Annotated in this window: 23 protein-coding genes and 4 tRNA genes; 15 read left to right on the plus strand and 12 right to left on the minus strand. The window is 31.5% G+C overall.

Annotated features, from left to right (window positions below; translation table 11 throughout):
* From nqrE to M9Q43_RS10985, 5 genes are all read left to right on the plus strand, one after another.
* Window positions 1-759 (plus strand): NADH:ubiquinone reductase (Na(+)-transporting) subunit E, encoded by a 759-nt coding sequence (gene nqrE, locus M9Q43_RS10965; protein ID WP_262318950.1) that lies wholly within the window; start codon window positions 1-3, stop codon window positions 757-759.
* 25 nt (window positions 760-784) lie between these two features.
* Window positions 785-2,077, plus strand: a complete 1,293-nt coding sequence (gene nqrF, locus M9Q43_RS10970) for an NADH:ubiquinone reductase (Na(+)-transporting) subunit F (protein ID WP_262318951.1) — start codon at window positions 785-787, stop codon at window positions 2,075-2,077.
* Between the two features lie 346 nt (window positions 2,078-2,423).
* Window positions 2,424-2,789 carry a Na(+)-translocating NADH-quinone reductase subunit F gene (locus M9Q43_RS10975; protein ID WP_316044635.1) on the plus strand — a complete coding sequence of 122 codons (366 nt, stop codon included), beginning with the start codon at window positions 2,424-2,426 and terminating at the stop codon, window positions 2,787-2,789.
* The gene (locus M9Q43_RS10980) at window positions 2,764-3,780 is read left to right on the plus strand and encodes an FAD:protein FMN transferase (RefSeq protein WP_262318952.1); all 1,017 of its coding nucleotides are present in this window, start codon (window positions 2,764-2,766) and stop codon (window positions 3,778-3,780) included. Before M9Q43_RS10975 ends, M9Q43_RS10980 begins: the two co-directional genes overlap by 26 nt.
* A 92-nt stretch (window positions 3,781-3,872) precedes the next feature.
* Window positions 3,873-6,680: a M16 family metallopeptidase gene (locus M9Q43_RS10985; protein ID WP_262318953.1), complete on the plus strand. Its 2,808-nt coding sequence runs from the start codon at window positions 3,873-3,875 to the stop codon at window positions 6,678-6,680.
* Between the two features lie 115 nt (window positions 6,681-6,795).
* On the opposite strand, the gene M9Q43_RS10990 is transcribed toward M9Q43_RS10985, so the two are convergent.
* The gene (locus tag M9Q43_RS10990; RefSeq protein ID WP_262318954.1) at window positions 6,796-7,560 is read right to left on the minus strand and encodes a class I SAM-dependent methyltransferase; all 765 of its coding nucleotides are present in this window, start codon (window positions 7,558-7,560) and stop codon (window positions 6,796-6,798) included.
* Complete coding sequence (gene map, locus M9Q43_RS10995) at window positions 7,560-8,378, minus strand: type I methionyl aminopeptidase (protein WP_262318955.1); 819 nt, start codon at window positions 8,376-8,378, stop codon at window positions 7,560-7,562. The genes M9Q43_RS10990 and map overlap by 1 nt, the downstream gene beginning before the upstream one ends.
* A gap of 172 nt (window positions 8,379-8,550) precedes the next feature.
* On the opposite strand from map, the gene M9Q43_RS11000 reads away from it, so the two are divergent.
* The gene (locus M9Q43_RS11000; RefSeq protein ID WP_262318956.1) at window positions 8,551-9,825 is read left to right on the plus strand and encodes an acetyl-CoA hydrolase/transferase family protein; all 1,275 of its coding nucleotides are present in this window, start codon (window positions 8,551-8,553) and stop codon (window positions 9,823-9,825) included.
* A gap of 206 nt (window positions 9,826-10,031) precedes the next feature.
* Entirely contained in the window at window positions 10,032-10,367 is a 336-nt protein-coding gene (locus M9Q43_RS11005; protein ID WP_153201406.1) for an RNA recognition motif domain-containing protein, read from the plus strand.
* A gap of 53 nt (window positions 10,368-10,420) precedes the next feature.
* Here M9Q43_RS11005 and M9Q43_RS11010 read toward each other — a convergent pair whose 3' ends face one another.
* The 7 genes from M9Q43_RS11010 to M9Q43_RS11040 form a co-directional block, all read right to left on the minus strand.
* Window positions 10,421-11,809 (minus strand): TolC family protein, encoded by a 1,389-nt coding sequence (locus M9Q43_RS11010; protein WP_408611262.1) that lies wholly within the window; start codon window positions 11,807-11,809, stop codon window positions 10,421-10,423.
* Window positions 11,809-13,155 carry an HlyD family secretion protein gene (locus tag M9Q43_RS11015; protein ID WP_262318957.1) on the minus strand — a complete coding sequence of 449 codons (1,347 nt, stop codon included), beginning with the start codon at window positions 13,153-13,155 and terminating at the stop codon, window positions 11,809-11,811. The genes M9Q43_RS11010 and M9Q43_RS11015 overlap by 1 nt, the downstream gene beginning before the upstream one ends.
* Before the next feature lie 2 nt (window positions 13,156-13,157).
* Entirely contained in the window at window positions 13,158-14,810 is a 1,653-nt protein-coding gene (locus tag M9Q43_RS11020) for a peptidase domain-containing ABC transporter (RefSeq protein ID WP_262318958.1), read from the minus strand.
* Window positions 14,807-15,478: a TetR/AcrR family transcriptional regulator gene (locus M9Q43_RS11025; RefSeq protein WP_262318959.1), complete on the minus strand. Its 672-nt coding sequence runs from the start codon at window positions 15,476-15,478 to the stop codon at window positions 14,807-14,809. The genes M9Q43_RS11020 and M9Q43_RS11025 overlap by 4 nt, the downstream gene beginning before the upstream one ends.
* 111 nt (window positions 15,479-15,589) lie before the next feature.
* Window positions 15,590-15,778: a hypothetical protein gene (locus M9Q43_RS11030; protein WP_262318960.1), complete on the minus strand. Its 189-nt coding sequence runs from the start codon at window positions 15,776-15,778 to the stop codon at window positions 15,590-15,592.
* A complete protein-coding gene (gene gpmI, locus M9Q43_RS11035; RefSeq protein WP_262318961.1) occupies window positions 15,778-17,295 on the minus strand; it encodes a 2,3-bisphosphoglycerate-independent phosphoglycerate mutase in 1,518 nt (505 codons plus the stop codon). Before gpmI ends, M9Q43_RS11030 begins: the two co-directional genes overlap by 1 nt.
* Before the next feature lie 83 nt (window positions 17,296-17,378).
* A complete protein-coding gene (locus M9Q43_RS11040; protein WP_262318962.1) occupies window positions 17,379-19,790 on the minus strand; it encodes a carbohydrate binding family 9 domain-containing protein in 2,412 nt (803 codons plus the stop codon).
* A 191-nt stretch (window positions 19,791-19,981) separates the two neighbouring features.
* On the opposite strand from M9Q43_RS11040, the gene M9Q43_RS11045 reads away from it, so the two are divergent.
* Window positions 19,982-20,713, plus strand: coding sequence for a murein L,D-transpeptidase catalytic domain family protein (locus M9Q43_RS11045; protein ID WP_262318963.1), 732 nt, complete (start codon window positions 19,982-19,984; stop codon window positions 20,711-20,713).
* On the opposite strand, the gene M9Q43_RS11050 is transcribed toward M9Q43_RS11045, so the two are convergent.
* Window positions 20,710-22,299 (minus strand): L,D-transpeptidase family protein, encoded by a 1,590-nt coding sequence (locus M9Q43_RS11050; protein WP_262318964.1) that lies wholly within the window; start codon window positions 22,297-22,299, stop codon window positions 20,710-20,712. The genes M9Q43_RS11045 and M9Q43_RS11050 overlap by 4 nt on opposite strands.
* Before the next feature lie 42 nt (window positions 22,300-22,341).
* Complete coding sequence (locus M9Q43_RS11055; RefSeq protein WP_262318965.1) at window positions 22,342-22,779, minus strand: GNAT family N-acetyltransferase; 438 nt, start codon at window positions 22,777-22,779, stop codon at window positions 22,342-22,344.
* 160 nt (window positions 22,780-22,939) lie between these two features.
* Between M9Q43_RS11055 and M9Q43_RS11060 the strand changes: the two genes are divergently transcribed.
* The 4 genes from M9Q43_RS11060 (at window position 22,940) to M9Q43_RS11075 (ending at window position 23,336) form a co-directional block, all read left to right on the plus strand.
* Window positions 22,940-23,015 (plus strand) — tRNA-Gly (locus tag M9Q43_RS11060).
* 31 nt (window positions 23,016-23,046) lie between these two features.
* Window positions 23,047-23,122: transfer RNA gene (locus M9Q43_RS11065), tRNA-Gly, on the plus strand.
* 31 nt (window positions 23,123-23,153) lie between these two features.
* Window positions 23,154-23,229: transfer RNA gene (locus M9Q43_RS11070), tRNA-Gly, on the plus strand.
* A gap of 31 nt (window positions 23,230-23,260) precedes the next feature.
* Window positions 23,261-23,336: transfer RNA gene (locus M9Q43_RS11075), tRNA-Gly, on the plus strand.
* A 30-nt stretch (window positions 23,337-23,366) separates the two neighbouring features.
* Here the strand turns inward: M9Q43_RS11075 and pepE are convergent.
* On the minus strand, window positions 23,367-24,074 hold the full coding sequence (gene pepE / locus M9Q43_RS11080) for a dipeptidase PepE (protein ID WP_262318966.1): 708 nt from the start codon (window positions 24,072-24,074) through the stop codon (window positions 23,367-23,369).
* 110 nt (window positions 24,075-24,184) lie between these two features.
* Here pepE and M9Q43_RS11085 point away from each other — a divergent pair, with 110 nt between their 5' ends.
* The 3 genes from M9Q43_RS11085 to M9Q43_RS11095 are packed head-to-tail and all read left to right on the plus strand — an operon-like array spanning window position 24,185 to window position 26,247.
* A complete protein-coding gene (locus tag M9Q43_RS11085; RefSeq protein ID WP_262318967.1) occupies window positions 24,185-24,922 on the plus strand; it encodes a carboxypeptidase-like regulatory domain-containing protein in 738 nt (245 codons plus the stop codon).
* Complete coding sequence (locus M9Q43_RS11090) at window positions 24,912-25,736, plus strand: carboxypeptidase-like regulatory domain-containing protein (protein ID WP_262318968.1); 825 nt, start codon at window positions 24,912-24,914, stop codon at window positions 25,734-25,736. The genes M9Q43_RS11085 and M9Q43_RS11090 overlap by 11 nt, the downstream gene beginning before the upstream one ends.
* 16 nt (window positions 25,737-25,752) lie before the next feature.
* Window positions 25,753-26,247 carry a DUF6702 family protein gene (locus M9Q43_RS11095; RefSeq protein ID WP_262318969.1) on the plus strand — a complete coding sequence of 165 codons (495 nt, stop codon included), beginning with the start codon at window positions 25,753-25,755 and terminating at the stop codon, window positions 26,245-26,247.
* Window positions 26,248-26,253: the final 6 nt, after the last annotated feature.

A 26,253-nucleotide genomic window follows, 5' to 3' on the forward strand; every position in this document is an offset into this window, starting at 1 on the left:
ATGTTTGAATATATCAATATATTTTTAAAATCAGTTTTCATTGATAACATGATTTTTGCATACTTCTTAGGAATGTGTTCATTTTTGGCAGTTTCTAAAAAAGTATCAACAGCTATAGGTCTTGGAATTGCTGTAATATTTGTACAAGTAATAACTGTTCCTTTAAACTATTTGATTTATCATTATGTTTTAGGTGCTGGTGCATTAGCTTGGTTAGATCCATCGTTAGCTGAATTAGATTTGAGCTTTTTAACTTTCATTTTATTTATTGCTTCTGTAGCAACAATGGTACAGTTAGTAGAAATGATTGTTGAGAAATTTGCACCTTCATTATACAACTCATTAGGTATCTTTTTACCACTTATTGCAGTAAACTGTGCTATCTTAGGAGGTTCGTTATTCATGCAACAAAGAGTTGATGGTGGAACATATTCTTCATTAGGTCATGTAGTAACTTTCGGTTTTGCATCGGGTTTTGGTTGGTTAATTGCCATTGTTGCATTAGCTGCTATCCGTGAAAAAATGGAATATTCTAACGTATTAGCTCCTTTAAGAGGTTTAGGGATTACATTTATCTTAACAGGTCTAATGGCTATTGGATTTATGAGTTTTGGTGGAATTGACCTTAATGCATTAAACAAAAAGCCAGAAGCTAAAGTTGAAACTCCAGCTCCAGCAGTTGTTGAAACTCCTGTAGTTGATTCAGTTCAAGTAGCTGTAGATTCTGTAAAAGTTGATTCAACTCAAGTAGTTAAATAATAGTATAACATTAAAAATTGAAATTATGTTTGAATTAATTACATATTCGATTTTAGCTTTCTTAGCGCTTATTTTACTAATGGTGTTTATGCTATTATATGCAAAATCAAAGTTAGTAAACTCGGGTGCAGTAAAGATTAAAATTAATGGTGAAAACGAAATTGAAGTAGGTGGAGGTAGTACACTTCTTACGACTTTAGGAAATAATAAAATCTTCTTACCATCAGCTTGTGGTGGAGGCGGTTCTTGTTTACAATGTAAATGTAAAGTGTTAGATGGTGGTGGAGAACCATTGCCAACTGAAATACCTAACTTTTCACGTAAAGAATTAGCGGACGGATGGCGTTTAGGATGTCAAGTTAAAGTAAAACAAGACATGATAATCGAAGTGCCAGAAGAAATTTTTGGTATCAAAAAATTCGAAGCAAAAGTATATTCTAACTACAACGTAGCTTCTTTTATTAAAGAATTTATTGTTGAGTTACCAGATGATATGCACTACGAAGCTGGTGGATATATCCAAATTGAAATCCCTAAATGTGAAGTTAAATTCTCAGATATGGATATTATGGCGCACCCAGAAGAACATCCTGGTGATCCTGAAAAATTCAAGGCAGAATGGGATAAGTTTAAATTATGGCCATTAGTCATGAAAAATGATGAATTGGTTGAAAGAGCTTACTCTATGGCTTCTTATCCAGCAGAAGGAAGAAAAATTATGTTGAACGTTCGTATTGCAACTCCTCCTTTTGATAGAGCTACAAACGATTGGATGAAAGTAAACCCAGGTATTGCTTCTTCATACGTTTTCTCAAGAAAAGCGGGTGATCCAGTAGTAGTTTCTGGACCTTACGGAGAATTCTTCATCAACGAATCTGAAGCAGAAATGTTGTATGTAGGTGGTGGAGCAGGTATGGCGCCAATGCGTTCACACTTATATCACTTATTCCGTACAGTTAAAACAGGAAGAAAAGTTACATATTGGTATGGAGGTCGTTCTAAACGTGAATTGTTCTATACAGACCATTTCAGAGCGTTAGAGAAAGATTTTCCAAACTTTAAATTCTATTTGGCTTTATCAGAACCACAACCAGAAGATAACTGGAAAGTAAAAGAAGGAATCGACGGAGAAGGTGACGGATTCGTAGGATTTATTCACAATGTGGTAATTGATAATTATTTATCAAAACACGATAATCCAGAAGATATTGAATTGTATTTCTGTGGCCCACCAATGATGAACAAAGCAGTTCAAAAAATGGGTGAAGACTTCGGTTTAGATCCAGAAAATATTAGATTTGACGATTTTGGAGGTTAATCCAAATTTTAAATACCAAAACCGATTCAGAAATGAGTCGGTTTTTTTGTTATTTTTGTAAATATATTAAATTAATGTTTAATTTTTTTTGGATCTAGGATGGCATACGGACATGTTAAAATAGTTGGAGGTATTGTGTATTGTATCTTTAAAAAATTTAAAAAACCAATTAACGAATGTGTAAATTACAAACATTCCTTTATTATAGGGTGTTTGTTTATTGTGTTTGTATTTTATGCAACACTATATATTTTGTATTTAATTGATTAGTTAATATTGTTTTAAGAAAAATTCTGAATAAAGGTGTTTCTATATTCATTCAATAAGAAATAACTACCTTTGCATCATGGAAGCATTATCACTACAAGACTTACATCATTTGGCCATGAATCACGTGGGAAAAGAACTCGAAAAACAAGGATTTGAGTTCATTGCTATTAACAGCCAATTGAAAAAACATCCGCAATTTGTTTGTGTTGATAAACCTACGAATACTTTACATTTTGTGATGGTGCAAGCCGTTACTTATCCTGATAATCCTGCCGAATACGATGTGTTGTTTATGGAAACCTTCATCAATCACGCCAAAGGGAAAAAGGCAAAAGTATTGTATGCCGGAGTTGGTTTTGCCAATGCAGAAGATTTCGAAAAACCTGTTTTTAAAAATCAAGATTATATTTTAAATTATGAAGGAATTAAAGAGATTTTATAGTTTTCTGTTTGTAGCTGTGTTATTTGTTTCATGTGATAAAACCACAGATTTTTATACCATTCAAGGTGAAGCACAAGGAAGCACCTATTCTGTAAAATACATTTCAACCGAAGAAAAAATAACTAAAAATCAAATCGATTCGTTGTTAACTGCTTTCGATATATCGCTTTCTACGTATCGTCCAGATTCTAAAATTTCTAAAATTAATTCAGGAGATTCAACAGTTGTAGTAGATGATTTTTTTACAGAAACGTTCCAACTTTCAAATCAAATTTATAAAGAAACGAATGGTTTGTTTGACCCAACAATTGGTGTTTTAGTAAATGCATACGGTTTTGGCCCGAATAAAAAGCAAGAAAATCTTTCTCAAAAACAAATAGATAGTTTGTTGCAATTTGTAGGTTTTGATAAGATTGCATTAAATTCAAATAAAACCATTTCAAAAAAACATCAAGAAACTTTTATCGATTTTAATGCAATTGCACAAGGTTATTCAGTTGATGTTGTTGTAAATTATTTAAAATCGAAAGGAATTGAAAATGCGATTGTTGAAATTGGTGGTGAATTATTCGCTTTAGGAAAAAACACGATTGAAAATAAAAATTGGGTAGTTGGCATTGATGATCCATTACAAAAGCCAGAAGAACGTACTTTAATTGCCAAAGTAAATTTAGAAAACTTAGGAATGGCAACTTCAGGCAATTATCGTAAAGTAATGATTGATGAAAAAACGGGTAAAAAATTTGTGCATATCATCAATCCAAAAACTGGTTTAGCACAAAAAAATAATGTGTTAAGCGCAACTGTTTTATCAAAATCATCGGGTTTGTCTGATGGTTATGCAACAGCTTTTATGTTAATGAGTTTGGAAGAAAGTAAAGCATTTTTACAAAAACATCCAGAATTGTTTGTAATGCTTTTGTACTCGGATTCGGACAATAAAATGCAGCAATTTACTACTGATAATTTTAATTCTTTAATTATAGACTAATTCCAAATAAGAAATTAATTGTTAAAACTTGCATAATAAACTTTTGATTTTGTAGTTATAAAGATAATTTTATCCAAACAAAATCAAATTTTATGAAGAAATTTCACTTTTCCATTTCTTTATTGCTTTTAGCTCCAGCGTTTCTTTTTGCGCAGGATTTCAAGCTTGAAGATCCAATTCCGACTGATCCAAATGTGAAAATCGGAAAACTTTCAAACGGATTAACCTATTATATCCGTAAAAATGCAAAACCAGAAGATAAGGTAGATTTACGTTTAGTTGTTAATGCAGGTTCTATTCAAGAAACAGATGAACAACAAGGTTTAGCGCACTTTATGGAACACATGTGTTTCAATGGAACAAAACGATTCCCAAAAAATGAATTGGTAAATTACCTTCAAAGTATCGGAGTAAAATTTGGCCAACACTTAAATGCTTACACGAGTTTTGATGAAACGGTTTACTTTTTACCAATTCCTTCAGATGATAAAGAAAAAGTAGAAAAAGGGTTTCAAATTATCGAAGATTGGGCGTTCAATACCACTTTAACTCCAGAAGAAATCGATAAAGAAAGAGGGGTTGTTTTAGAAGAATATCGTTTAGGTTTAGGTGCTGACAAAAGAATGATGGGACGTTTTATGCCTAAAATGATGTACAATTCGTTATATGCAAAACGTCTTCCTATTGGTCAAAAAGAAATTTTAGAAAACTTCACGTATGATAAATTAACGAGTTTTTATAAAGATTGGTATCGCCCAAATTTAATGGCTGTTATTGTTGTTGGAGATATCGATGTTGCTGAAATGGAGCAAAAAATTATCGCTCATTTTGGAAAATATAAAAATCCTAAGAAACAAAAAGAAAGAAAATTTTATGATGTTCCTAATCATAAAGAAACTTTCGTAGCTGTAGAATCAGATAAAGAAGCAGCATTTGCTCAGGTACAATTATTGTATAAAGATTATGCAGAACCTAAGAAAATTACAACTCTTGGTGATTTTAAAGAATATCTTGCCAAAGGACTTTTTTCTACGATGTTAAATAACAGATTAGAAGAGTTACAAAACAGTCCAAATCCACCGTTTAATTTTGGATATACGTATCATGGTGGTACATGGGCAAGAACTAAAGAAGCATTTCAATCTTTTGCAATGGTAGCTCAGGACAAGCAATTAGAAGCTTTAAAAGTGTTAGTAAAAGAGAATGAAAGAGTAAAACAATTTGGGTTTACCCAAGGCGAATTAGATCGCGCAAAAGCAGAATTTTTATCGCAAATTGAAAGACAATATAACGAAAGAGAGAAAAGTGAATCTGAAAATTTCGTATCAGAATATCAAGCAAATTTCTTAGAAAAAGAACCAATTCCAAGTATCGAATGGACGTTTGATATCTTTAAAAAGATGTTGCCAACCATTTCTGTTGAAGATACAAATGGTTTAATTGCTAAATATTTGAAAGAAGATAATAGAGTAGTTATTTTAACTGGTCCAGAAAAAGATGGTTTAGTGAAACCAACAGAACAAGAAGTTTTAAATTCATTAACCGTAAATAAAAATGAATTAACTGCTTACACGGAAACAAAAGTTTCTGAAAGTTTATTGAGAAATTCGGTTAAAGAAGGAAGTGTAGTTTCAAAAGAAAGCAATGCTAAGCTTGGAACTACTACTTTAAAACTTTCAAACGGAGCAACAGTTGTTTACAAAAAGACCGATTTTAAAAACGACCAAGTAATGTTTGAAGCAATCAGTTTTGGAGGTTCAAATTTATTTTCAAATGATGAAATGGCAAAAGTTTCATTAGCAATGGGTGGTTTATCTGAAGCAGGTTTTTCTGGAATGTCTAAAAACGATATCAATAAATTCATGACTGGAAAAATCGCAAGAGTAAATCCTTATGTTGGTGGAGTTTATGAAGGATTAAATGGTTCTTCTACTCCAAAAGATTTAGAGTATTTATTCCAAATGACATACGCTTATTTCACTGATTTGAATTTAGATAAAGATGCTTTTGCTGGTTTCATCTCAAAACAAAAAGGGTTTATGGCAAACATGATGTCGCAACCGGCAACTTATTTTTCGAATGAATTTTACACGTATTTGAATAAAGAAAATCCAAGATATAAAGGTTTTCCAAAAGAAGAAGATTTTGATAAAGCAGATTACGAATTAGCGTATAAAAAATACAAAGAGCGTTTTGCAAATGCAGCTGATTTTAATTTCTACTTTGTTGGGAATTTTGATGAAGCGCAAATGGAAGCTTTTGCAGCGAAATATATCGCATCATTACCTTCTGATAAAAATATCAAAGAAAGTGCTAAAGATTTAGGTTACAGAATGCTTAAAGGTTCGCACAAAAAAGTAGTAAACAAAGGAAAAGATCCAAAAAGTACAGTTAACATCATGATTTATGGTGATACAAAATACGATGCTAAAGAAGCATTTGCTTTCAAAGCATTAGGTGAAGTATTAACCATTAAATTAGTTGAAGAATTAAGAGAAAACGAAAGTGGTGTGTATGGAGTAGGAGCAAGAGGAAGCATGAGTAAAGTGCCTTATGGAAGTTATAATTTCTCAATTTCTTTCCCTTGCGGACCAGAAAATGCAGAAAAACTTACTGAATCTGCTTTAAGAGAATTAAACAAAATGGTTACTAATGGTCCAGAGCAAAAAGATTTAGATAAATTTAAAGAAGCCTCAAGATTAGAATACAAAGAAAGTTTGAAAGATAACAGATATTGGATGGCAGTTTTAAAACGTCAATATACAGATGGAGTAAATCCGGAAGAAGTATTTGATTTTGAAGCTAAATTGAATGCTTTAACCGTTAAAGAACTTCAAGATGTAGCTAAGAAATATTTAGCTAAAGATAAAGTAATTGGTATGTTAATGCCAGAAGAATAAATAGGTTTTTATTAAATTCAAAATCCCGCAATTGTAATGATTGCGGGATTTTTTTATTTATAAAAAGTATGGATTTTTTTGTCATGCTGAATTCATTTCAGCATCTAAGTAAAGTTTATTTATAACAAACCGGAATAATTTCCCCTTTTGCTAAACAATATTTTTCTACTAATTCAGGAGCAATTGTTTTGGTATAATCTACTTCGTCAACCTTAAAACCAATGCTTCTTAGTTTGTCAAAGTAATCTCTTCCATAAACTCTAACGTGGTCATATTGTCCAAAGATTTTTGCGCGCTCTTTTTCATCGGTAATAGAATCGTCAGAAAAAGTAACTTCACGAGACAAATCTTGTGGAATTTGGAAAATACCCATTCCACCTGGTTTTAAAACACGATATAATTCTTGCATTGCCTTTGTATCATCAGGAATGTGTTCCAAAACGTGATTACACAATATAATGTCATACGAATTATCTTCAAAAGGTAAATTACAAATATCTGCTTTTACATCTGCCAAAGGCGAAAATAAATCGGTAGTTGTATAATCTATATTCGATTGTTTCTTGAAACGCTTGTAAAATTCTTGTTCAGGAGCAAAGTGTAATACTTTTTTTGGTGCCGTAAAAAAATCCGTTTCGTTTTGTAAATACAACCACAACAAACGGTGTCTTTCTAAAGATAACGTGCTTGGCGATAAAACATTATTTCGCTGTGTTCCATATCCGTAAGGTAAAAACATACGAAAGCTTTTTCCATCAATAGGATCTGTAAAACGACTACCTTTTAATAAAAAAGCTAAAATTGGTCGAACTACAATACTTAAACGAATTAAGATAGGACGAGGAATGGTATTAAGAATAAGTTTGAATAATTTTTTCATTACAGTACTAATGGTTTTTGTCTCAATCCATCTTCTTCATTGCTCACAATTCCTAAAGCATCATAGATGTAAGCAAATGTTGATAACAACTCTGGTTTTCCGTTTACAATGGCTACATCGTGTTCAAAGTGTGCACTTGGTTTTCCGTCGGCAGTTGTAATTGTCCAGCCGTCTTTATGTTGTTTGATGTTTTTGGTTCCCATGTTAATCATTGGTTCGATTGCAATTACCATTCCGTTGACTAATTTTTTTCCGCGACCTCGTTTACCATAATTAGGAACTTCTGGATCTTCATGCATTTTTCTACCTAAACCGTGTCCACATAATTCACGAACTACACCATAACCATGACTTTCACAGTATTGTTGAATTGCATGTCCGATATCTTCTACACGATTGCCTACCTTAGTTTCACGAATTCCAACGTAAAGCGATTCTTTGGTAACTTGAAGTAGTTTTTTTGTTTCTGGAGCTACTTCGCCCACTTCAAAAGTATACGCATGATCGCCATAAAAACCATTTTTAAAAGCACCACAATCTACCGAAATAATATCGCCATCTTGCAACGGAACATTATTCGGAATACCATGAACCACTTGCGTATTTGGACTCATACAAAGCGAGTTTGGGAATCCGTACATTCCTAAAAATGCAGGCTCAGCTCCGTGCGAACGAAGAAAATCTTCTGCTAATTTATCTAAATACAAAGTAGTTACGCCAGGTTTAATTTCCTTAGCAATCATTCCTAATGTTTTTGAAACAATCAAAGCACTTTCGCGCATCAATTCAATTTCTTCTAAGGTTTTAATTACGATCATAATACAAAATTTCGAGGCAAAAATACAAATTCAAGTTCAATTACAAGTTCAATTTCAAAATTCAATTTTATTTTCCTTTAACCTTAAATCTAAAACCCTTAACTAAATATGAGTAATGTCATATTTTATGCTTAAATTCCAACATAAATTTGCAGTATAAATTTCATTAGGTATGGGAAAATATGTAACCGCAGCAGAAGCTGTACAAGTAGTAAAAAGTGGTGATAGGGTTTATGTTCAAGCCGCCGCCGCTACACCAACAATCTTAACAAAAGCATTAACCGATAGAGCATCAGAATTAAGAAATGTAGAAATTTGCCATTTGCACACCGAAGGTGATGCGCCTTATGCTAATCCTGAATTAGCAGAAAGTTTTCATGTTAATTCTTTTTTTATTGGAGCTAATGTGCGTCACACATTAAAAGCTGGGAATGGTTCTTATACACCCGTTTTTTTAAGCGAATTGCCGTTATTATTTCGTAAAAATGTGCTAAAATTAGATGTGACTTTCATTCATGTTTCACCACCAGATTCGCATGGATATTGTTCGTTAGGCGTTTCTGTAGAAGCAACTGTAGCAGCGATTGAAAATGCAAAAACGGTTATAGCACAAGTGAATCCAAACATGCCAAGAACGTTTGGTGATGGAATTATGCACGTTTCAGAAATTGATTATTTGGTGGAAGTAAATGTGCCAATTTTTGCACACGATGTAACCCCATTCACAACAGAAGAAGAAAAAATCGGAACTTATGTGGCTTCTTTGATAGAAAATAAAAGTACGCTTCAAATGGGAATTGGTTCAATTCCTAATGCGGCTTTGAGTAAATTAACAAATCACAAAGATTTAGGTTTGCATACCGAAATGTTTTCTGATGGTGTTATTGATTTAATTGAAAACGATGTGATCAATTGTAATTACAAAGGAACATTACGCGGAAGAGCTTTGGCAACCTTTTTAATTGGATCTAAGCGCTTGTACGATTTTGTAGATGATAATCCATTTATCGAAATGAAAGAATCTTCTATGGTTAATGATACGGCTCGCATTCGTAAAAACCCAAGAATGGTTTCTATAAATTCTGCAATTGAAGTGGATGTTACAGGACAAGTTTGTGCTGATTCTATAGGAAGTTCCATGTATTCTGGAGTAGGAGGTCAAATGGATTTTATTCGAGGTGCATCATTAAGTGAAGGTGGAAAAGCAATTATTGCATTGCCTTCAATTACTAAAAGAGGCGAAAGTAGAATAGTACCCTATTTAAAACAAGGTGCTGGTGTGGTAACCACAAGAGCACACGTACATTATATTATAACCGAAAACGGAATTGCCGATTTATATGGTAAAACTTTAAAACAACGTGTTACTGAATTGGTAAAAATTGCGCATCCAACGCATCAAGAAGCAGTGGAACGCGCTTACTATGAAATGACGGGTTGTAAATAAATAAGAACTGAACTATAGAAAAGGGACAATCGAAAGGTTGTCCTTTTTTGTTGAAAAGATTCTAAAAAATTAAAAACTTCTCAAAAAACTAACTTTTTGATTTTGAATTTTTTAGCTAAAAAGGCTTGTTTTTGAAAATAAACCAAACTTTAACCTTTTCACAACATTAAATAGTCTACCTTTGTAAGGAATTAAATTTTTCATAGATGAACATTTTTGTAGGAAGTCTTCCTTTCAGTGTAGAGGAAGCAGATTTAAGAGGTTATTTTGAAGAGTATGGAGCTGTTGAATCAGTTAAAATTATCTCTGACAAATTTACCGGAAGAAGTAAAGGATTTGGATTTGTTGAAATGGCTAATGATGCTGAGGCTCAAAAAGCAATCGACGAATTAAACGGTGGAACTATCGAAGGTAGAAAAATCGTTGTTAACAAATCTGAACCAAAACCAGAAGGCGAAAGAAGAAGCTTCGATCGTAATTCAGGTGGAAGTAGAGGCGGTTACTCTAACAATAGAGAAAACTCAACAAGAAGTCGTTACTAATATTTTTGGATATAAAACGAAAAAAAACCTCCACATTGTGGAGGTTTTTTAGTTTATTGTGGGTTTGCAATGGTTTTATACAAACCAATTATCGCATTCAAATAACGGTTTTCTAAAGCAATTTCATTGAGTTGGGAACTAACTAAAGAATTCTCTCTTGAGTTAATTACAAACAACGAACTTTCTCCCATTTCAAATAATCGGTCTTCAGCGTTTAGCAATGTTGAAAAGTCTTTAACCAGTTTGTTATTGTAATCTTGTTGTTTTTCAAGTGAAACTATTTCTTGTTGTTGTGCTTTGATTTTGTTTTCTAAATTTTTTCGTTCAAATTGCAAACCAAATTCTGAATCCTGAATTTTTAAATCGGCTAATTTTAAACTTCCGCGTTCTTTTCGTAAAAATATTGGAAACGCAAAATTTACTCCTATTTTATAATCTTCAAAGCGATAATTGTCAATATAACTTGGCTCTGATAAATAATTGTAACTCAAATCTAACTTGGGCAAAAGTGCATTTGCTTTTAGTTTTCGATCCACTTTTAACATTGCAATTTTAGCATCTAAAGCTTGAATTTTTGGATGATTGTCTAAATCAATTGTTCCTAATTCATTTATCTGTAAAACCTCTTTGATTGTTTTGGATAACGTTGTTTCAGGATATAAATTGTCATTCAGTTCTAAAGGAATATTATTTTCTAACCACAAATAGTTTGACAATTCTAATTTTGCTTTGGTTAATTTTAACTTCGCATCTTCTAAATTTAATCTTCGAGTTTTTACTGCAATTCCTGCTTCTACACTATCAATTGCTGGTTTGTCACCTTCTTCGATTAATTTTGAAACACCGTTGTAACGAATTAAAGCATTTTCTAAATAAGTTTCATATAATTTTACTTCATCAAAACTTCTTTTCCAATTCATGTAGCTCACAGAAGCTTCATAAATTACTTCAACTGCTTGTAAATTTCTTTCAGCAACGTTTAAATTTCTGGCAATTTTGGCTTTTCTCAAATCAGCCATTCGTTGATTAATGAACAAACCTTGTCCTACAGGAACTGAAATTCCAAACGAAGTTAATCCGCTATTTGGTAACGTATTTTCTGGATTTACATAAATTCCTTCAGAGTTATCAAATCCTGCTTTTAGTTCGATTCCGTACCAAGTTGGAATTTTAAAACTGCTGTTTAAAATCGAATAATATTCACTGTCTTTGAATTGCTTTTCGCTAAAATCAACTTCAATTTTTGGATCAAAAGCACCACGAGCTTGCATTAAATTGGCTTGGGCTTCGTTGAGTTTTAAATCGGCTTGTTTTACTAAAGGATGGTATTTTTTTACATATCCTAAAAATTCATTGTAGGTGAATTCGGTTGGTGAATTTTGTCCAAACAAACTCATCCAACTACAAATGAAAAGGAAGATATAAAATAGTTTCGGTTTCATTATTTCTTAGTGTTTTCGGTGGTTGTTGGTTGATAAAAATTAGGTGGAAAACCATTTAGAGTTCGCCAAATTTCAAACCAAATAGGCACATTGTCTAACAAAGCTAAAGATTGTGTTCCGGCACCAATGCTTAATTGTTCTGGCCATTTTTTATCGTTTGGATCTGGTGCAATTAGCACACGATATTTTCCGTTTGGACTAATGAAATTTTCTTTGGCAACAATTATACCGCCAAAAGTTCCGTAGGAAACACCAGGCCAACCACTAAAAACAATTGTAGGCCAACCATCAAACCAAACTCTAACTTTTTCGCCTTTGTTAATCAATGGGAAATCCATTGGTTCGATATAAGTTTCTACGGCAATATCATATTTAGCTGGCATAATGCTCACAACAGCAGTTCCTTCCTTAATTGTTTCGCCAATTCCCGATTGCAAAGCTCGGTTTACATAACCATCTTGTGGAGCGGTGATATAATACAAACCATTTCTAATTTGATAGTTTTTGTACTGATTTTTCAGCTTGTTTACTTGTGCTTCGGTATCAAATTGTGAACTCAAAGCCGTTTGTTTATCACTACTTGCTTTGGCGTTTTTTTCGGCATATTCAGCACTAATTCTGTTGAGTTCCATTGTAGCATTCAATACTTCATTTTTGCTCGCAATGTATTTGTTTTCTTGTGTAATAATTTTTGCTTCAGTTTCTTGTAACTTCATGCGTTTTTCTTCCACATCGGTCATTGGTTTTAAACCTTCTTTGTTTAAATTTACTGAACGATTGTATTGTGTTTTAGCAATTTTAAGTTGGGTTTTTGTAGCTTCAAAATCAATACTATCACTTTGTACTTTTAAATACGATTGTTTTAGTTTGTTTTGTGCTTGTTTAAATTTTAGATTTTTTTCATTCTGAATAGCACCCATTTGAGCTTCAAGCGCTTTTACTTTATCGGCATAAGAAGTTACTGCATTTTCTTTTGCTTTTACTTGATTACCTGTGTTTTCAACTAAATTCGGATCTAAATAATCTTCTTTTATTTCAGATATGAATAAAATAGTATCGCCTTTTTTTACAAAGTCACCTTCGTTTACATACCATTTTTCAATTCTACCACCAATAATAGTTTGAATGGTTTGCGGACGTTGATTTGGTTTCAAAGTGGTTACATTTCCAGCGCCTTGAATGTTTTGTGTCCAAGGAAGAAAAAGAAACAAAATGCAAATGATGACAAATGCCCAAATAATCTTGCGAATTACTTTGTAATGCTTTTGTTCTTTAAATATTTGTCCCGATTTGAATTGCTCTAACTTAACAAATTGATCAATTCTATTTTTTGTGATGTTTAACATAGTTAATTTGCTTTAATTTCTCCTTTTTCTAGAAGAATAGTTTGTTTACAAATTTGTTTCCAATAACTATTTTTACTTACAACGATTAACGTCCAAGGATGTTTTTCATCGCTTAAAAAATCTAAAATTTCTCTGCAACTTTGTTCGTCTGATTTGTCTAAAGGATTTTCTAAAAACAGTAATTTGGGTTGGTTGATGATACAACGTGCCAAAACAATTTTTTGAATGGTTGATGAATTAATTTGTTTGCCTTCCGATGAAATTTGCGTGTCTAATCCTTTTGGAAGAGCCTTGATGGCTTCGGTAAGTTTTAATTTTTCAATTAAATCAAAAACCGTTTCCATTTTAATTTCTGGATTGTTACACGTAATATTTTCTAAAATTGTGCCTTCAAATGGCATTTCGTGTGCTGTGATAATTCCAATTTTTGAGCGATATTCGTCTGAAGAATATTTTTTGTAATTGGTATTATTGATGAAAATACTTCCAGAAGATGGTTCAATTAATCTTGCTAATAAACGAATTAGAGTTGTTTTCCCAGAACCATTTTCGCCTAAAATTAAGGTGTGCTGTTTTGGTTCAATTGATAAATTGATGTTTTTTAGTATTTCTTTGTCGGATTTTGGATATGAAAAAGAAACGTTTTCTGTTTCAATCGTTATTTTGTTTTTATCGACTAAATAGTTAGAATTTTGAACATCTTCTTCTAATTCCATATCCACAACCGAACCTAATTTTTCTAAAGAAGTCAATACATCATAAAACAATTCTAATCCAGAAAATAGTTTTTCAACGGCTGCAATGATACTTAAAATGATAATTTCAGCCGCAACGAATTGCCCGATGTTCATTTGCTGATTGATTACTAGTAATCCTCCAATTATTAATAAACCAGCAGTAATTAAGATTTTAAATCCAGTTAACTGAATGAATTGTTTCATCAAGACCTGAAAATGACTTTCACGTTGTTTTAGATATTCATTAACTAATTTGTCGTTTTTGTGTAATGAAAAATTAAAAATAGAATTGCTTTTAAAACTCAAGTGATTTCTTGCAATTTCTTGTAACCAATGTGCGATTTTATATTTGTATTTCGATTCTTTTAAGCTAGTTTCTAATCCTAAATTAAAGTTGATTTTGAAAATTAAGTATAACAAAATCAAAAGTACTAATCCGAAAAAGATAAAAAAGGAATGATACAAAGACAGCAAGATAATTCCGAAAATGATTTGTAAAGCAGCTCCAGAAATATCCAATAAAAGTTTAGAAAATCCTTTTTGAACGGTTAATGTATCAAAAAAGCGATTCGCTAATTCTGGCGGATATTGATTGTGTAATTCGTTGAATTTTATTTTTGGAAATCGATAAGCAAATTCAAAAGACGAGCGCACAAATATTTTTTGTTGTAAGTTTTCGGTGATTCTGAATTGCATAATTTTTAACAATCCTACAAAAGCTACTCCAACCACAACAATAACTACTAAGATTATCCAAGAAGTACTAACTTTTCCCGCCTGAATAAAGTTGATGATTGATTGAATTCCCAAAGGCAAAGACAAACTAATTAATCCTGCAATAATGGAATACAAGAAGATTTGGTAAATATCTTGTTTGTCGATTAAGATGAGGTTTTTAAATCTTTTTAATGGTGTCATAGTAGAATTTTTTTAGCCATATCTGTATAGAAATCTGTAGCGCATTCTTTTTCAGATAAGTTAGTAATAGTTTTTAAATGATTTTTTAAAAAATGTTGATGCAGTGAACCTTCTACAATGTTTGAAGCTAAACTTTTTGCGTAAGGATAATCTGGATTCACTTCTTTTATGATGTCAATTATTCGATTAACAACTCTTTTGTACACTAAGAAAAAGCCGTCTTTATTTTCGTTATCAACTTCTTTTGTCATTAAAGTTTTAGTGAATTCTTCAACGATTATTCGACTTAGAATTTCTTCATTAATGTGTGGTGTTGCATGGTCATCAGTTACATTTTCTGTTACCAATTTAATTGCTTTTTCTAATTTTTCAATTGGATTTGTAACATTTGTAGTGGCAAAAGCCATACGATATTCCATCCAAGACCAATACCACGAAGTAAGGTAAACCAATAGTTTGTGCTTGTTTTCAAAATAGCGATAAATAGAACTTTCATTTGATTGAATTTTCTCGCCTAATTTTTTGAAAGTAAACGCTTCAAAGCCAATTTCATCGATTAGTAAGATGCTGTTTTTTAAAATATTACGTCCTAATTCAGAAGTCTCTGGATCTTTAACGTATAATTTTTCGTTGATGGTTATTTTTAGATTTGATAGTAAATTTTGCATGATTCAATATTTTACAATGCAAATATAATAGTAATACTATTGATATATAAAAGTTTAACTTTTATTTTAGAATTGTTCAAAAAAAATCCCGACGAATCGGGATTAATAAACTTATACTTTTATGCCTATTGTTGTGTTTTTACTTTGTCCATTTTTGCCATCTTCACCATCTTCACCTTTTTGTTCAGTTCCAGGTTTACCGTCTTCTCCTGGTTTTCCATCCTCACCATTTGATGTTTTGAAAGTTGTTGTACATCCAAAAAATGATAAACAGATTAATAATAATAATATATTTTTCATTATAATAGAGATTTACAAGTCATTACTGCGGGTTTTTCAATTCCCATTAAATCTAAAATAGTAGGAGCAATATCGCCCAAAACACCATCATGAATCGTTTTCAACTCTTTATCTACTAAAATAATTGGCACAGGATTGGTTGTATGTGCTGTGTTTGGCGAACCGTCAGGATTAATCATCGTTTCACAATTTCCGTGATCGGCGATGATTATTGTTGTGTAATTATTTTCTAAAGCTGTTTCAACCACTTCTTTTACGCAAACATCAACAGCTTCGCACGCTTTAATAGCAGCCGACATAACACCAGTATGACCCACCATATCGCCATTGGCGAAATTTAAACAAACAAAATCAACTTCACCTTTTTTCAATTCAGAGACTAAAGCATCTTTTAGTTCAAAAGCACTCATTTCGGGTTGTAAATCGTAAGTGGCTACTTTTGGCGAATTTTTTAAAATACGCGTTTCTCCTACAAAAGGTTCTTCTCTTCCGCCAGAAAAGAAAAAGGTTACGTGCGGATATTTCTCAGTTTCTGCAATACGAATTTGTTTTTTATTGGCTTTTTCTAAAACCTCGCCAAGTGTTTCAGTAATATTATCTTTGTCGTAAATTACGTGAACATTTTTATAGGTGTCATCGTAATTGGTCATCGTAACATAATACAAATTCAGTTTGTGCATATTGAATTCGTGAAAGTCTTTTTGCGATAAAACTTCGGTTAATTCTCTTCCTCTATCTGTTCTAAAATTAAAGAAAATTACCACATCATCATTTTCGATTTTTGTTAATGGTTCGTTATTTTCATCGACCTTAATCAAGGGTTGAATAAACTCGTCTGTTACATTTTCATCATAACTTTTTTGTATGCTTTCTACAAAATTTGTAGTGTGATGTCCAATTGAATTTACCAGCAAATCATAGGCTAATTTAACGCGTTCCCAACGTTTATCTCGATCCATTGCATAATATCTACCGATTACAGTTGCAATTTTCGCATTAGAATCTTTTACATATTCTTCTAAATTTGCGATGTCTAATAAAGCCGATTTTGGATCTACATCACGACCATCGGTAAAGGCATGAACAAATATTTTTTCTAAACCATATTCTTTAGCTGCGTCCAATAATCCGTATAAATGTGAGGTATGAGAATGTACGCCACCATTAGAAACTAATCCTAAAAAATGTAATTTTTTATTGTTTTCTAACGCATATTTGAAGGCATCAATAAGTGGTTTTTCTTGATTTACGTTTTTGTTTTGAACAGCTAAATTTATTTTTGCTAAATCTTGATACACAATTCGACCAGCGCCTAAATTCATGTGACCAACTTCTGAATTTCCCATTTGACCTTCTGGCAAACCTACGTTTAAACCATCGGTTCTTAGTTGCGCATTCGGGTATTTGGTGTATAAACTATCAATAAAAGGTGTGTTGGCGTTATCAATTGCAGAAACTCTCGGATCGGGCGATTTTCCCCAACCGTCCAATATCATTAAAATTACTTTTTTGTTCATTTTTGTGTGTTTGTACAAAGATAAACAATTGATAAATTTCTAAATGAAAAAGCGACTTAAAATTACGAAAACGATTAAGTGATTTATCCTTTTTTAATCCAGTTTTTGGCTTGGTTGTAGTCAATAAAATAACGAACACTTACCGATAAAACATGATTCAAATTGTCTTCAAATAAGTTAGAGAAATTAGAACCAAAATCTTTATTTATAGTTCTATCAAAAGTACCTGCGTTGTTTCGGTACAAAATCGACATTTGACTTCCTGGAGCAAACCACCAAGAATAGGATAAATCTAAATTCCAAGTACTGAAGTTTGAGTTTCGGTTACCTGTATAAGTATTGTTAATTGATAAACTTCCATCTTCGTTCAGATTATTGATTTTATTGTTTTCGGCTAATGACCAATAATGTCTCACCGACAAATTGAAATTCATTACACTACTAATCGAAAATTTACTTGTAATAGAATTGGTGTAAGTATCTCTATCTCTTCGAGCAAAAATGATATTTGAATCTTCGAAATCAATAAAACCAATATCGTTTTTTTGTTTAAAATAATTGAAGCCGTAAACCAATGAAAACTTATCGCTAAAACGATATCTTGGACTAATATTTACTCCAGCTTCGTATCTATTTTCGTTGATTACGTGCGTTATGAAAGGCTCAAAATCGATAGCGAATTTGTTGTTATAGTTTGAAGAAAAGTAAAGCCATCCTCCAGCGGTTTCTGGTTTTACAAAAAATCTATTCGTAACACGAGGTTCATAATAATCGTAATTTTTAAACGGATTAAAGTCAATTCCTCCACCAAAAAAATGATTTTTCTTGTTAGTAGAATTTAAGTTTACATTAAAATTACTTGCTTGAATTTGGTTTGTTGGCGTATAAAATTCAAAGTAAGAATTTAAGTTGATTCTAAAGGTATTGAAGGTTTTGTTTGGATTTAAAATTCGATAGTTTGTGTTTCCTGAAAACGAATAATAATTGGTTCTGAAATTAATTCCTAAATCGTTGATTTCGAAATCTTTTGACATATATTCGCTTCCAAAGCTATATCTAAATTTTCCGTTTGTTTCTGCAAAATATAACGATGCGTTATAACCGTTTTTATTTTCAACATCATTAATACTGCTCGATTTTAATCCTCCAGAAAGGTTGTATGTATTGGTTTTGTTGTTCAAATCAAACAATAATCCTGTTACGTTTGCATCTCTAAAACTTCCGTTTCTTGTAACATTTGTGTTAATAAAAGTTATCGAAGAATTTTGATTAAAGCGTTGATCAAAAACCATTACATTGTAATTTGTTAATGGAGAAATTTCCACTTGTCGAGTAGAATTATCATCAGAATTTGTTGCTGTTGCTATTGTTTTTTCGGTAATAGCATTTAAGAATCCAATGCCTAATCCATCTTTATCACGACCAGAAATTTTTAATGCATTTACTAAGTTGATTGCTCCTGGATATTCGTTTATTGATTCATTTTCAGTTAAGTTTAAATTCAAATCTGGAGTTTGTCCAATTCTTCTCGAATACAATAAATTTCCTTTGCTAAATAAGTCGGTTCCTTCGGTAAAAAATGGTCGGTTTTCGTTGAATTGTTGTTCGAATGGACCTAAATTCAAAACCACATTATCAAATTTGGTTTGACCAAAATCGGGAACCAAAATCGCATCTAAAGTAAAAGCATCGTTGATTCCGTATTTGATATCTAAGCCGCCTTTTAATTCGCCTTTGGTTTTTTGTGTTTCGCTTCCGGAAAGGTAAAACGAAGAATAAGGAATTAAGAACAATCGAGTAGGAGTTTTAATGTTTTCAATTCCAGTTAAGAGTCCAGCTTGCTGCGAAATGGCTCCGATTTTATTGTCAATAGGACTCCAAGTATATTTTTGGCGCTCTCTTCGTACTTCTCTAAAAAAGTTAAGTCCCCAAATTTGTTTGTCTTTTTCAGGAAAACGAAGTGCAGCATAAGGGATTTTCATTTCAATGACATAACCAAAATCAGTAATTTTTGCATTACTTTCCCAAATGGCGTTCCACGAACCATCTTCACCTTCTGATGAAGTAAAATTTGTGTCGACTTGTCCATTGGCCGCGGTTACAAAAAATCTAAATTCTTGCTGACCATCGTTGTATCCATTAATAAAAATACCAAAAAAATCAGAAGTACCAATTTCATCTCTTTCAACAAGTTCTTTTAAAATTTTTTCAGGATTTGGGTCATACAATTTTGCTCCTATATAAATAGCATCATTAGAGTACAAGATTTTTACTTCGGTTTTAAATTCTTCAGGAATTGGCGTTCCGTTTTTTGGTTCTAAAGAGACAAAGTCGGTTGCAATTTCTGCATCTTTCCAAGAAGCTTCATTTAGTTCAGCATCAATTGAAATGTTTTCTGTTGTTTTTTTTGTTGAAACACTTTTTTTAGTTTGTGAAAACGAAAAAAAGAAACCTGCAATGCAAAAAAGTAATGTGATGCTGGATTTATTTACCATATAAAATAAAATTAACGAACAAATTTATGCGATTATCATATAGGTCTACTTTTTTTATATAATGTTTAACTTTTTTTAAAATAATCGATGAAATACTTAAAATTTCGATAAAAAACATTTTTTTATTTGTTTATTAAAAAATAATAAATATATTTGGCACTTTCAACAACAATATAACTACAAGATTAACAATGATTTACAAGTTTTTGCCCCTGATTTTATTTTGTGCTTTTTCGTTCAAGCCTTTAAATACAGCTGATTTAGAAAAAAATGTAATTTCAAATACAGATCCAAAATTAATAGCTTCAAATGCAAAAGTAGCATTAGAAACTAAGTGCAAAACATTTTACACTACTATTGATGCAAATAATTTATCATTACCAAAATTCGATAGTTTTTTTGCTGCTTTTCAAGGATATGAGCAATTAAAAGCTCAAGGTAAAATTACAAATGAGATTTTAACTGTAATTGACTTTAGCTTGTCTTCGATTGAAGAAAGAATGTGGGTTATTGACATGAAAACTCAAAAAGTAATTTTGAAATCATTAGTTGCGCATGGAAGAAATTCGGGTGTTGAATTTGCTACAAATTTTTCTAACGAAAACGAATCGTATAAAAGTAGTTTAGGTTTTTATTTAACTGGAGAGGTTTACCAAGGAAAACATGGGTTATCATTACGATTAGACGGAATGGAATATGGTATTAATGATAAGGCTCGTGATAGAGCAGTGGTTATTCATGGAGCTGATTATGTGAGTAAAAAGCTAGCAAGAGCGCAAGGTTATATTGGAAGAAGTCAAGGTTGTCCTGCAGTTCCTTATGAAGTACACAAAAAATTAATCGAAACTATCAAAGATAAATCGTGTATTTTTATTTATCATCCTTCAAGAAATTATGTAGCTAAATCGAAGTTAGTTTCTTAATTACTTCTGAGTTTTTCAAATAATTCTTTATCTAAGTTATAGATGTCATCTCTAAATTGAAGTTGATTGTTTTCTAACCAACTTGTCCAATAAAAAATATAAATATTTACAGTGTCTTTAACAGACACTGTTTTTGTTTTTTCTCGTTTTATAATGGAATCAATTTCTGAAGATTCCCATTTTTTTGCATTTTCTTTGACTAAAATTTGTTTTGCTAAAATTAACGGATTTTCAACACGAACGCAACCCGAACTTAATGAACGAAAGTTTTTTGCAAAGTAGTCTCTGTGATTTGTATCATGTAAATAAACCAAGTGATTGTTAGGGAAATTAAATTTCACTAATCCTAACGAATTATTGTAACCTGGTTTTTGAACATATCGATAACTGTTTGCTCTTGCTGGATTCCATGCATAAGGGCTTACTTCTTGCCCTTTATTATTGTAAATAGTAAGTTTTCTAGATGGAAAATAATTTCTATTTTTTGAAGCAGATGGTGTTAAATCTTCTTTTATAATTGTTGGAGGAATGGTCCAGGTAGGATTAAAAACAAAGTTAGAAAGTTTTGAAGTTAATATTGGTGTTTTTCTTTTTGCTGTTCCTACTACTGTTTTGTGTGTAGCCACAGTGTCATTATCCACAACATAATTCAATATATATTGCGGAAGATTTACAATTAGGTATTGTTTTCCTAAATTGTTTGGATACCAACGCCATCTTTCTAAATTAGCAAAAATTTGTTCTCTTCTTTCATTTTTTGTAACGTTTAAAGCATTTAAGGTTCCTTTTCCAATAACTCCATCTTGAAGTAACCCATGACGAGCCTGAAATCTTTTGACAGCTTTAAAAGTTAATGTATCATAAGCCCAAGATATAATACTATCTTTATTTTTATAATCGTTCCAATAGGCTAATCGTTTTTTAATTTTTACCATTTCTGGCAAAGTGTCGTTCAAAACAATTTTATCTTTTTTAATTTCGATTTTAGAAAATGTTGTATTTGGAAATTTATCTAATTCAATCAAACTTTTTTTAAGTAATTGATATACAATATGATTTGGTTTTATTTCTTTGAAGGTCGAAGCTACTTTTTTCTCTTTAATAGCTGTTTCCAATAAAGGAGAAAGAGCAATTTCTTTAGGTTTTAAATCCCAATCAGTATACAATTCTTTCGGATTTAATTTGCCTTTGTGTAAATGAAGTGCTAATTTTTCAAACGATTCTGTAAGTAAAATATCATATTTTACAATGTCTTCATCAGATAACTCAGCTCTTTTTGCTTCTAAAATATCAATAAATTCAACGGAATAGTCTCTTGGATTTAAACCTTCTTGATAGCAAAATTTGATTTCATTGATTAAGTCTTTTCGGTTTTCATCTAAATACCAAATTTCGTGAAAATTCAATTTTTGGTAATATAATTTTAAGCTATCCGATTTGTCTTTAAGAAGTTCTGGATTAACAGGTCGAATAATTACATCATGAACAGTATCTTTGATAATACTATCATCAAAAGCAATAGTTTTTTCTTCTTTTTTACAAGAAATAAATAAGGTCAGTAATAATAGAGAAGTAATTATTTTCATAGTGAAAATCCATTTGGACATATAAATGTAATAAAAATCTTTTTAATTTTTCTTAAACATCACAAAATGAATGCCAACATTTGGAATATCAAAGGCATTACCAATTATTTTATAACCAGATTTTTGATAAAATGGAATTGCCTTTTCACGAGCATTAAACCAAATTAAATCGGCTTTCTCTTCAAAACAAAAGTTTTCTGCAGCTTTTAAAAGTTGTTCACCATATCCTTTGCTTTGAAAATCTTCTAAAACTGCCATACCTCTAATTTGAAATTGTATCTTCTCTGTAAAAAGAGGTGAATTTGTTTTATAAACAGAAACAGCTCCAATCATATTTTCGTTTTCAAATAATCCAAAATGAGTTGTTGTGGTAGCATCATCTCCGATAAAATGACAAGTTTCGATTGGTTTTCCTTTTCTTAATACTTCTTGGCGAACGGTATAAGTTTCTAAAGCAGTAATTTTTTTGACAACAGGCATTTCTAACTATTTATATTTTAACGAATTAACGAATATTGATAATGCGTCAACAAATTTATAACAAAGGAATTGAAAAAATATGCTTAAAAATTTGCAATTAAAAAAACTTTTAAAGTATATTTGCACCCACAAAATAAGTATTTATTTGCTTTTTTGAATTGCGGAAGTAGCTCAGTTGGTAGAGCTCCAGCCTTCCAAGCTGGTTGTCGCGAGTTCGAGCCTCGTCTTCCGCTCCAAAACAAGAGAAAGTTTTAAAAATTATCACCTGCGGTAGTAGCTCAGATGGTAGAGCTCCAGCCTTCCAAGCTGGTTGTCGCGAGTTCGAGCCTCGTCTTCCGCTCCAAAACAAGATAAAGTTTTAAAAATTATCACCTGCGGAAGTAGCTCAGTTGGTAGAGCTCCAGCCTTCCAAGCTGGTAGTCGCGAGTTCGAGCCTCGTCTTCCGCTCCAAAACAAGATAAAGTATTAAAAATTATCACCTGCGGACGTAGCTCAGTTGGTAGAGCTCCAGCCTTCCAAGCTGGTTGTCGCGAGTTCGAGCCTCGTCTTCCGCTCCATAAAAAAGCCTTGCATTTGCAAGGCTTTTTTTATTTCAATTCATTTAGCTCAGTTTCTGGCACAACTTCTATTGGCGTTTCGCCTCTTTTGAAAATTCGTGCGGTTAAAGTTCCTTTTAATTTAATAGAATCACCATTTACAGCTAACCAACTTCCTTCTCTCAATCCAACTACAGGTTGCGGATTAAATTGATGAAATTCATTAATTCTAGTTTCGCGCGTTTCACCCATGTGGGTTGAACCTTCAATTGGATCTAAATAATGCGGATTAATATTAAACGAAACAAAACCTAATGTTCTAAAACTCGGCGGATACACAATCGGCATATCGTTTGTAGTGCTCATGGTTAAACCGCAAATGTTACTTCCAGCGCTTGTTCCAAGATATGGTGTTCCGTTTTTAACTACTTTTTCTAAAGTATCAATTACGTTATTTTTGTATAATTGACTTACTAATAAAAAAGTGTTTCCTCCGCCAGTAAAAATTCCTTTGGCATTTTCAAGTGCAGTTATCGGATTTTCAAACTCGTGAATTCCTTTGATAGAAATATTAATTTTTGCAAAAGCATCACTTACTTTCTTAGTATATTCTTCATGCGAAATACCACTTGGGCGTGCATAAGGAATAAAGAGAATTTCATTACAATTGGTAAAAAACACTTGTAATTCAGGTAATAAATAGTCTAAATAACTTCCGTTGTGCAAGGTTGAGGTGCTGGCAATAAGTATATTTTTCATTGATTTTTTTTACAAATTTAAACCATTCTATTAACATAAGTTTATCATCTTGTTAGGATTTCGTTTTGAGGTGTATTTGGTACATTTACAAAAATATTCAAATTTAATTCATGCTAAAAAAACTACTTTTCTTCTTTTTCATCTTTCCAATGTTCATTTTTTCTCAAAATGACACACTAATTAAAGGGAAAGTAGTTTCTGAGTCTAATAGTTTAGAAGGAATTCATATTTTTAATATTTCTCAAAAGACTGGAGAAATTACGGATGCTCGCGGTTATTTTAATATAAAAGTAAAGATTAGCGATACACTTCAATTTAGCGCGGTTCATTTAAAAGCAACACAATACATTATTAAGCAAAATGATTTAAAAGAAGAATTAATTTTCGTTCAAATGAAATCATTAATTAGTGAGCTTGATGAAATTACATTAACGAAATATAAAAATATTAATGCGGTTTCATTAGGAATTGTCCCAGCGAATCAAAAAACATATACACCTGCTGAGCGAAAAGTTAGAACTGCAACAACTGGACTTTTGGATCCATTAATTAATTGGGCTTCAGGTAGGACAAAGATGCTTAAAAATCAAGTTGTTGTTGAAGGAAAAGAGCAATTACAAGCCAAAACTTCAGATTATTTTGAAAGAAAATATTTCCTAGAAACCTTAAACATTCCAGAAGAATATGTTGATGGTTTTTTGTTTTATATTGTTGATAATGAAAGGTATGCAAGGGCTATGAAAGATAAAAACAAAACAATGGCAACGTTTATTTTATCAGAATTAGCAGTTGAATATTTAAAACTGAAAGAAATAGAAATAGAAAAATCACCAAAAGATGAGAAATAACATTTTACTTTTTTTTATTTTAGTAATAACCCAAATTGGTTTCTCGCAAGGGATAGAACGAAAGGTGTTGCGCGGAAAAATAGTTGCCGACTCTTTAGAAGTTGAAAATTTAACTGTCTATAATATTACTTCAAATGTTGGAGCAATTACTGATGTTGACGGAAAATTTTCAATAAACGCTAGAGCAACGGATACATTATTTATTCAAGGACTTTCTTATGATTCAAAACGATATGTATTGACAGATAAAGATTTTTGGTTGCCAGTTTTAGAAATAAAGTTGCATGTGAAAATTACTGAATTAAATGAAATTATAATTACACCTTATACTTTAACGGGAGACTTAAAAGAAGATACCAAACGAATTCAAGTATATGGAGAAGGTTTTTCTAAAATAGATATGAGAATAAAGCACTATGAAGATGATGTTAGAATGGGAACGCCTATAAATACTGCACTGCCTAATCAGTTTGCTCCAACAGGGATTAGTTTCTTGCCATTAATAAATGGATTGTCAAGTTTATTAGGGGTAAAAGGTGACCCCAAAAAGAATTCAGAACGTGTTTTTGAAGAAAGAAGAATACGAGATTTACAATCAAAATCATTTTCAGAACACATGCTGGAACGATTTTCGCACAATTTTTTTGTGGAAACCTTAAAAATTAAAAACGAAGATATTCCAATGTTTATGAGTTTTGCCGAATTAAACGTTTACGAACTTTCGCCTCTTTTAAAAGCCGAAAATGAGCTAAAATTAATTGAATATTTAATTAACAAATCGGAAGAATTCAAATTGCAAAAAGCAAAAGAATAATTCCTATTTTTACCACATGAAAAAACAATTGTTACTTTTATTTGCCGTTTTATTTTTAAGCTCATTTAGTGCGCATAAATTTTATGTTTCGGTTACCCAAATTGATTATGTGCCATCAAAAAAGAGAGTAGAAATAACATCACGAATTTTTATTGACGATTTAGAAAAAGGACTTACTAAAAAGTATAACAAAAAAGTAAACTTAACATCTACTAAAGAATTACCTGAAGCGGAAGAATTAATTAAAAGCTATCTAAAAGAAAAAATAAAAGTATCGATTAATAAAAAACCTCAAAACATAGAGTTTTTAGCAAGAGAAGTAGAAGGCGATGTGTTAATTTTATACACAAAAATTGCTGTCTCAAAAAAAATAAATACCTTCGAAATTTATAATTCATTGTTAACAGAAGTATATGCAGATCAACAAAATATCGTGCATACAAATATAAATAGTAACAAAAAAAGCATTTTGTTGACTAATACAGAATTACAAGGAAAAATTGACTATTAAACTACC

The sequence above is a fragment of the Flavobacterium odoriferum genome, from assembly GCF_025499515.1.
GTDB classification, from domain to species: domain Bacteria; phylum Bacteroidota; class Bacteroidia; order Flavobacteriales; family Flavobacteriaceae; genus Flavobacterium; species Flavobacterium odoriferum.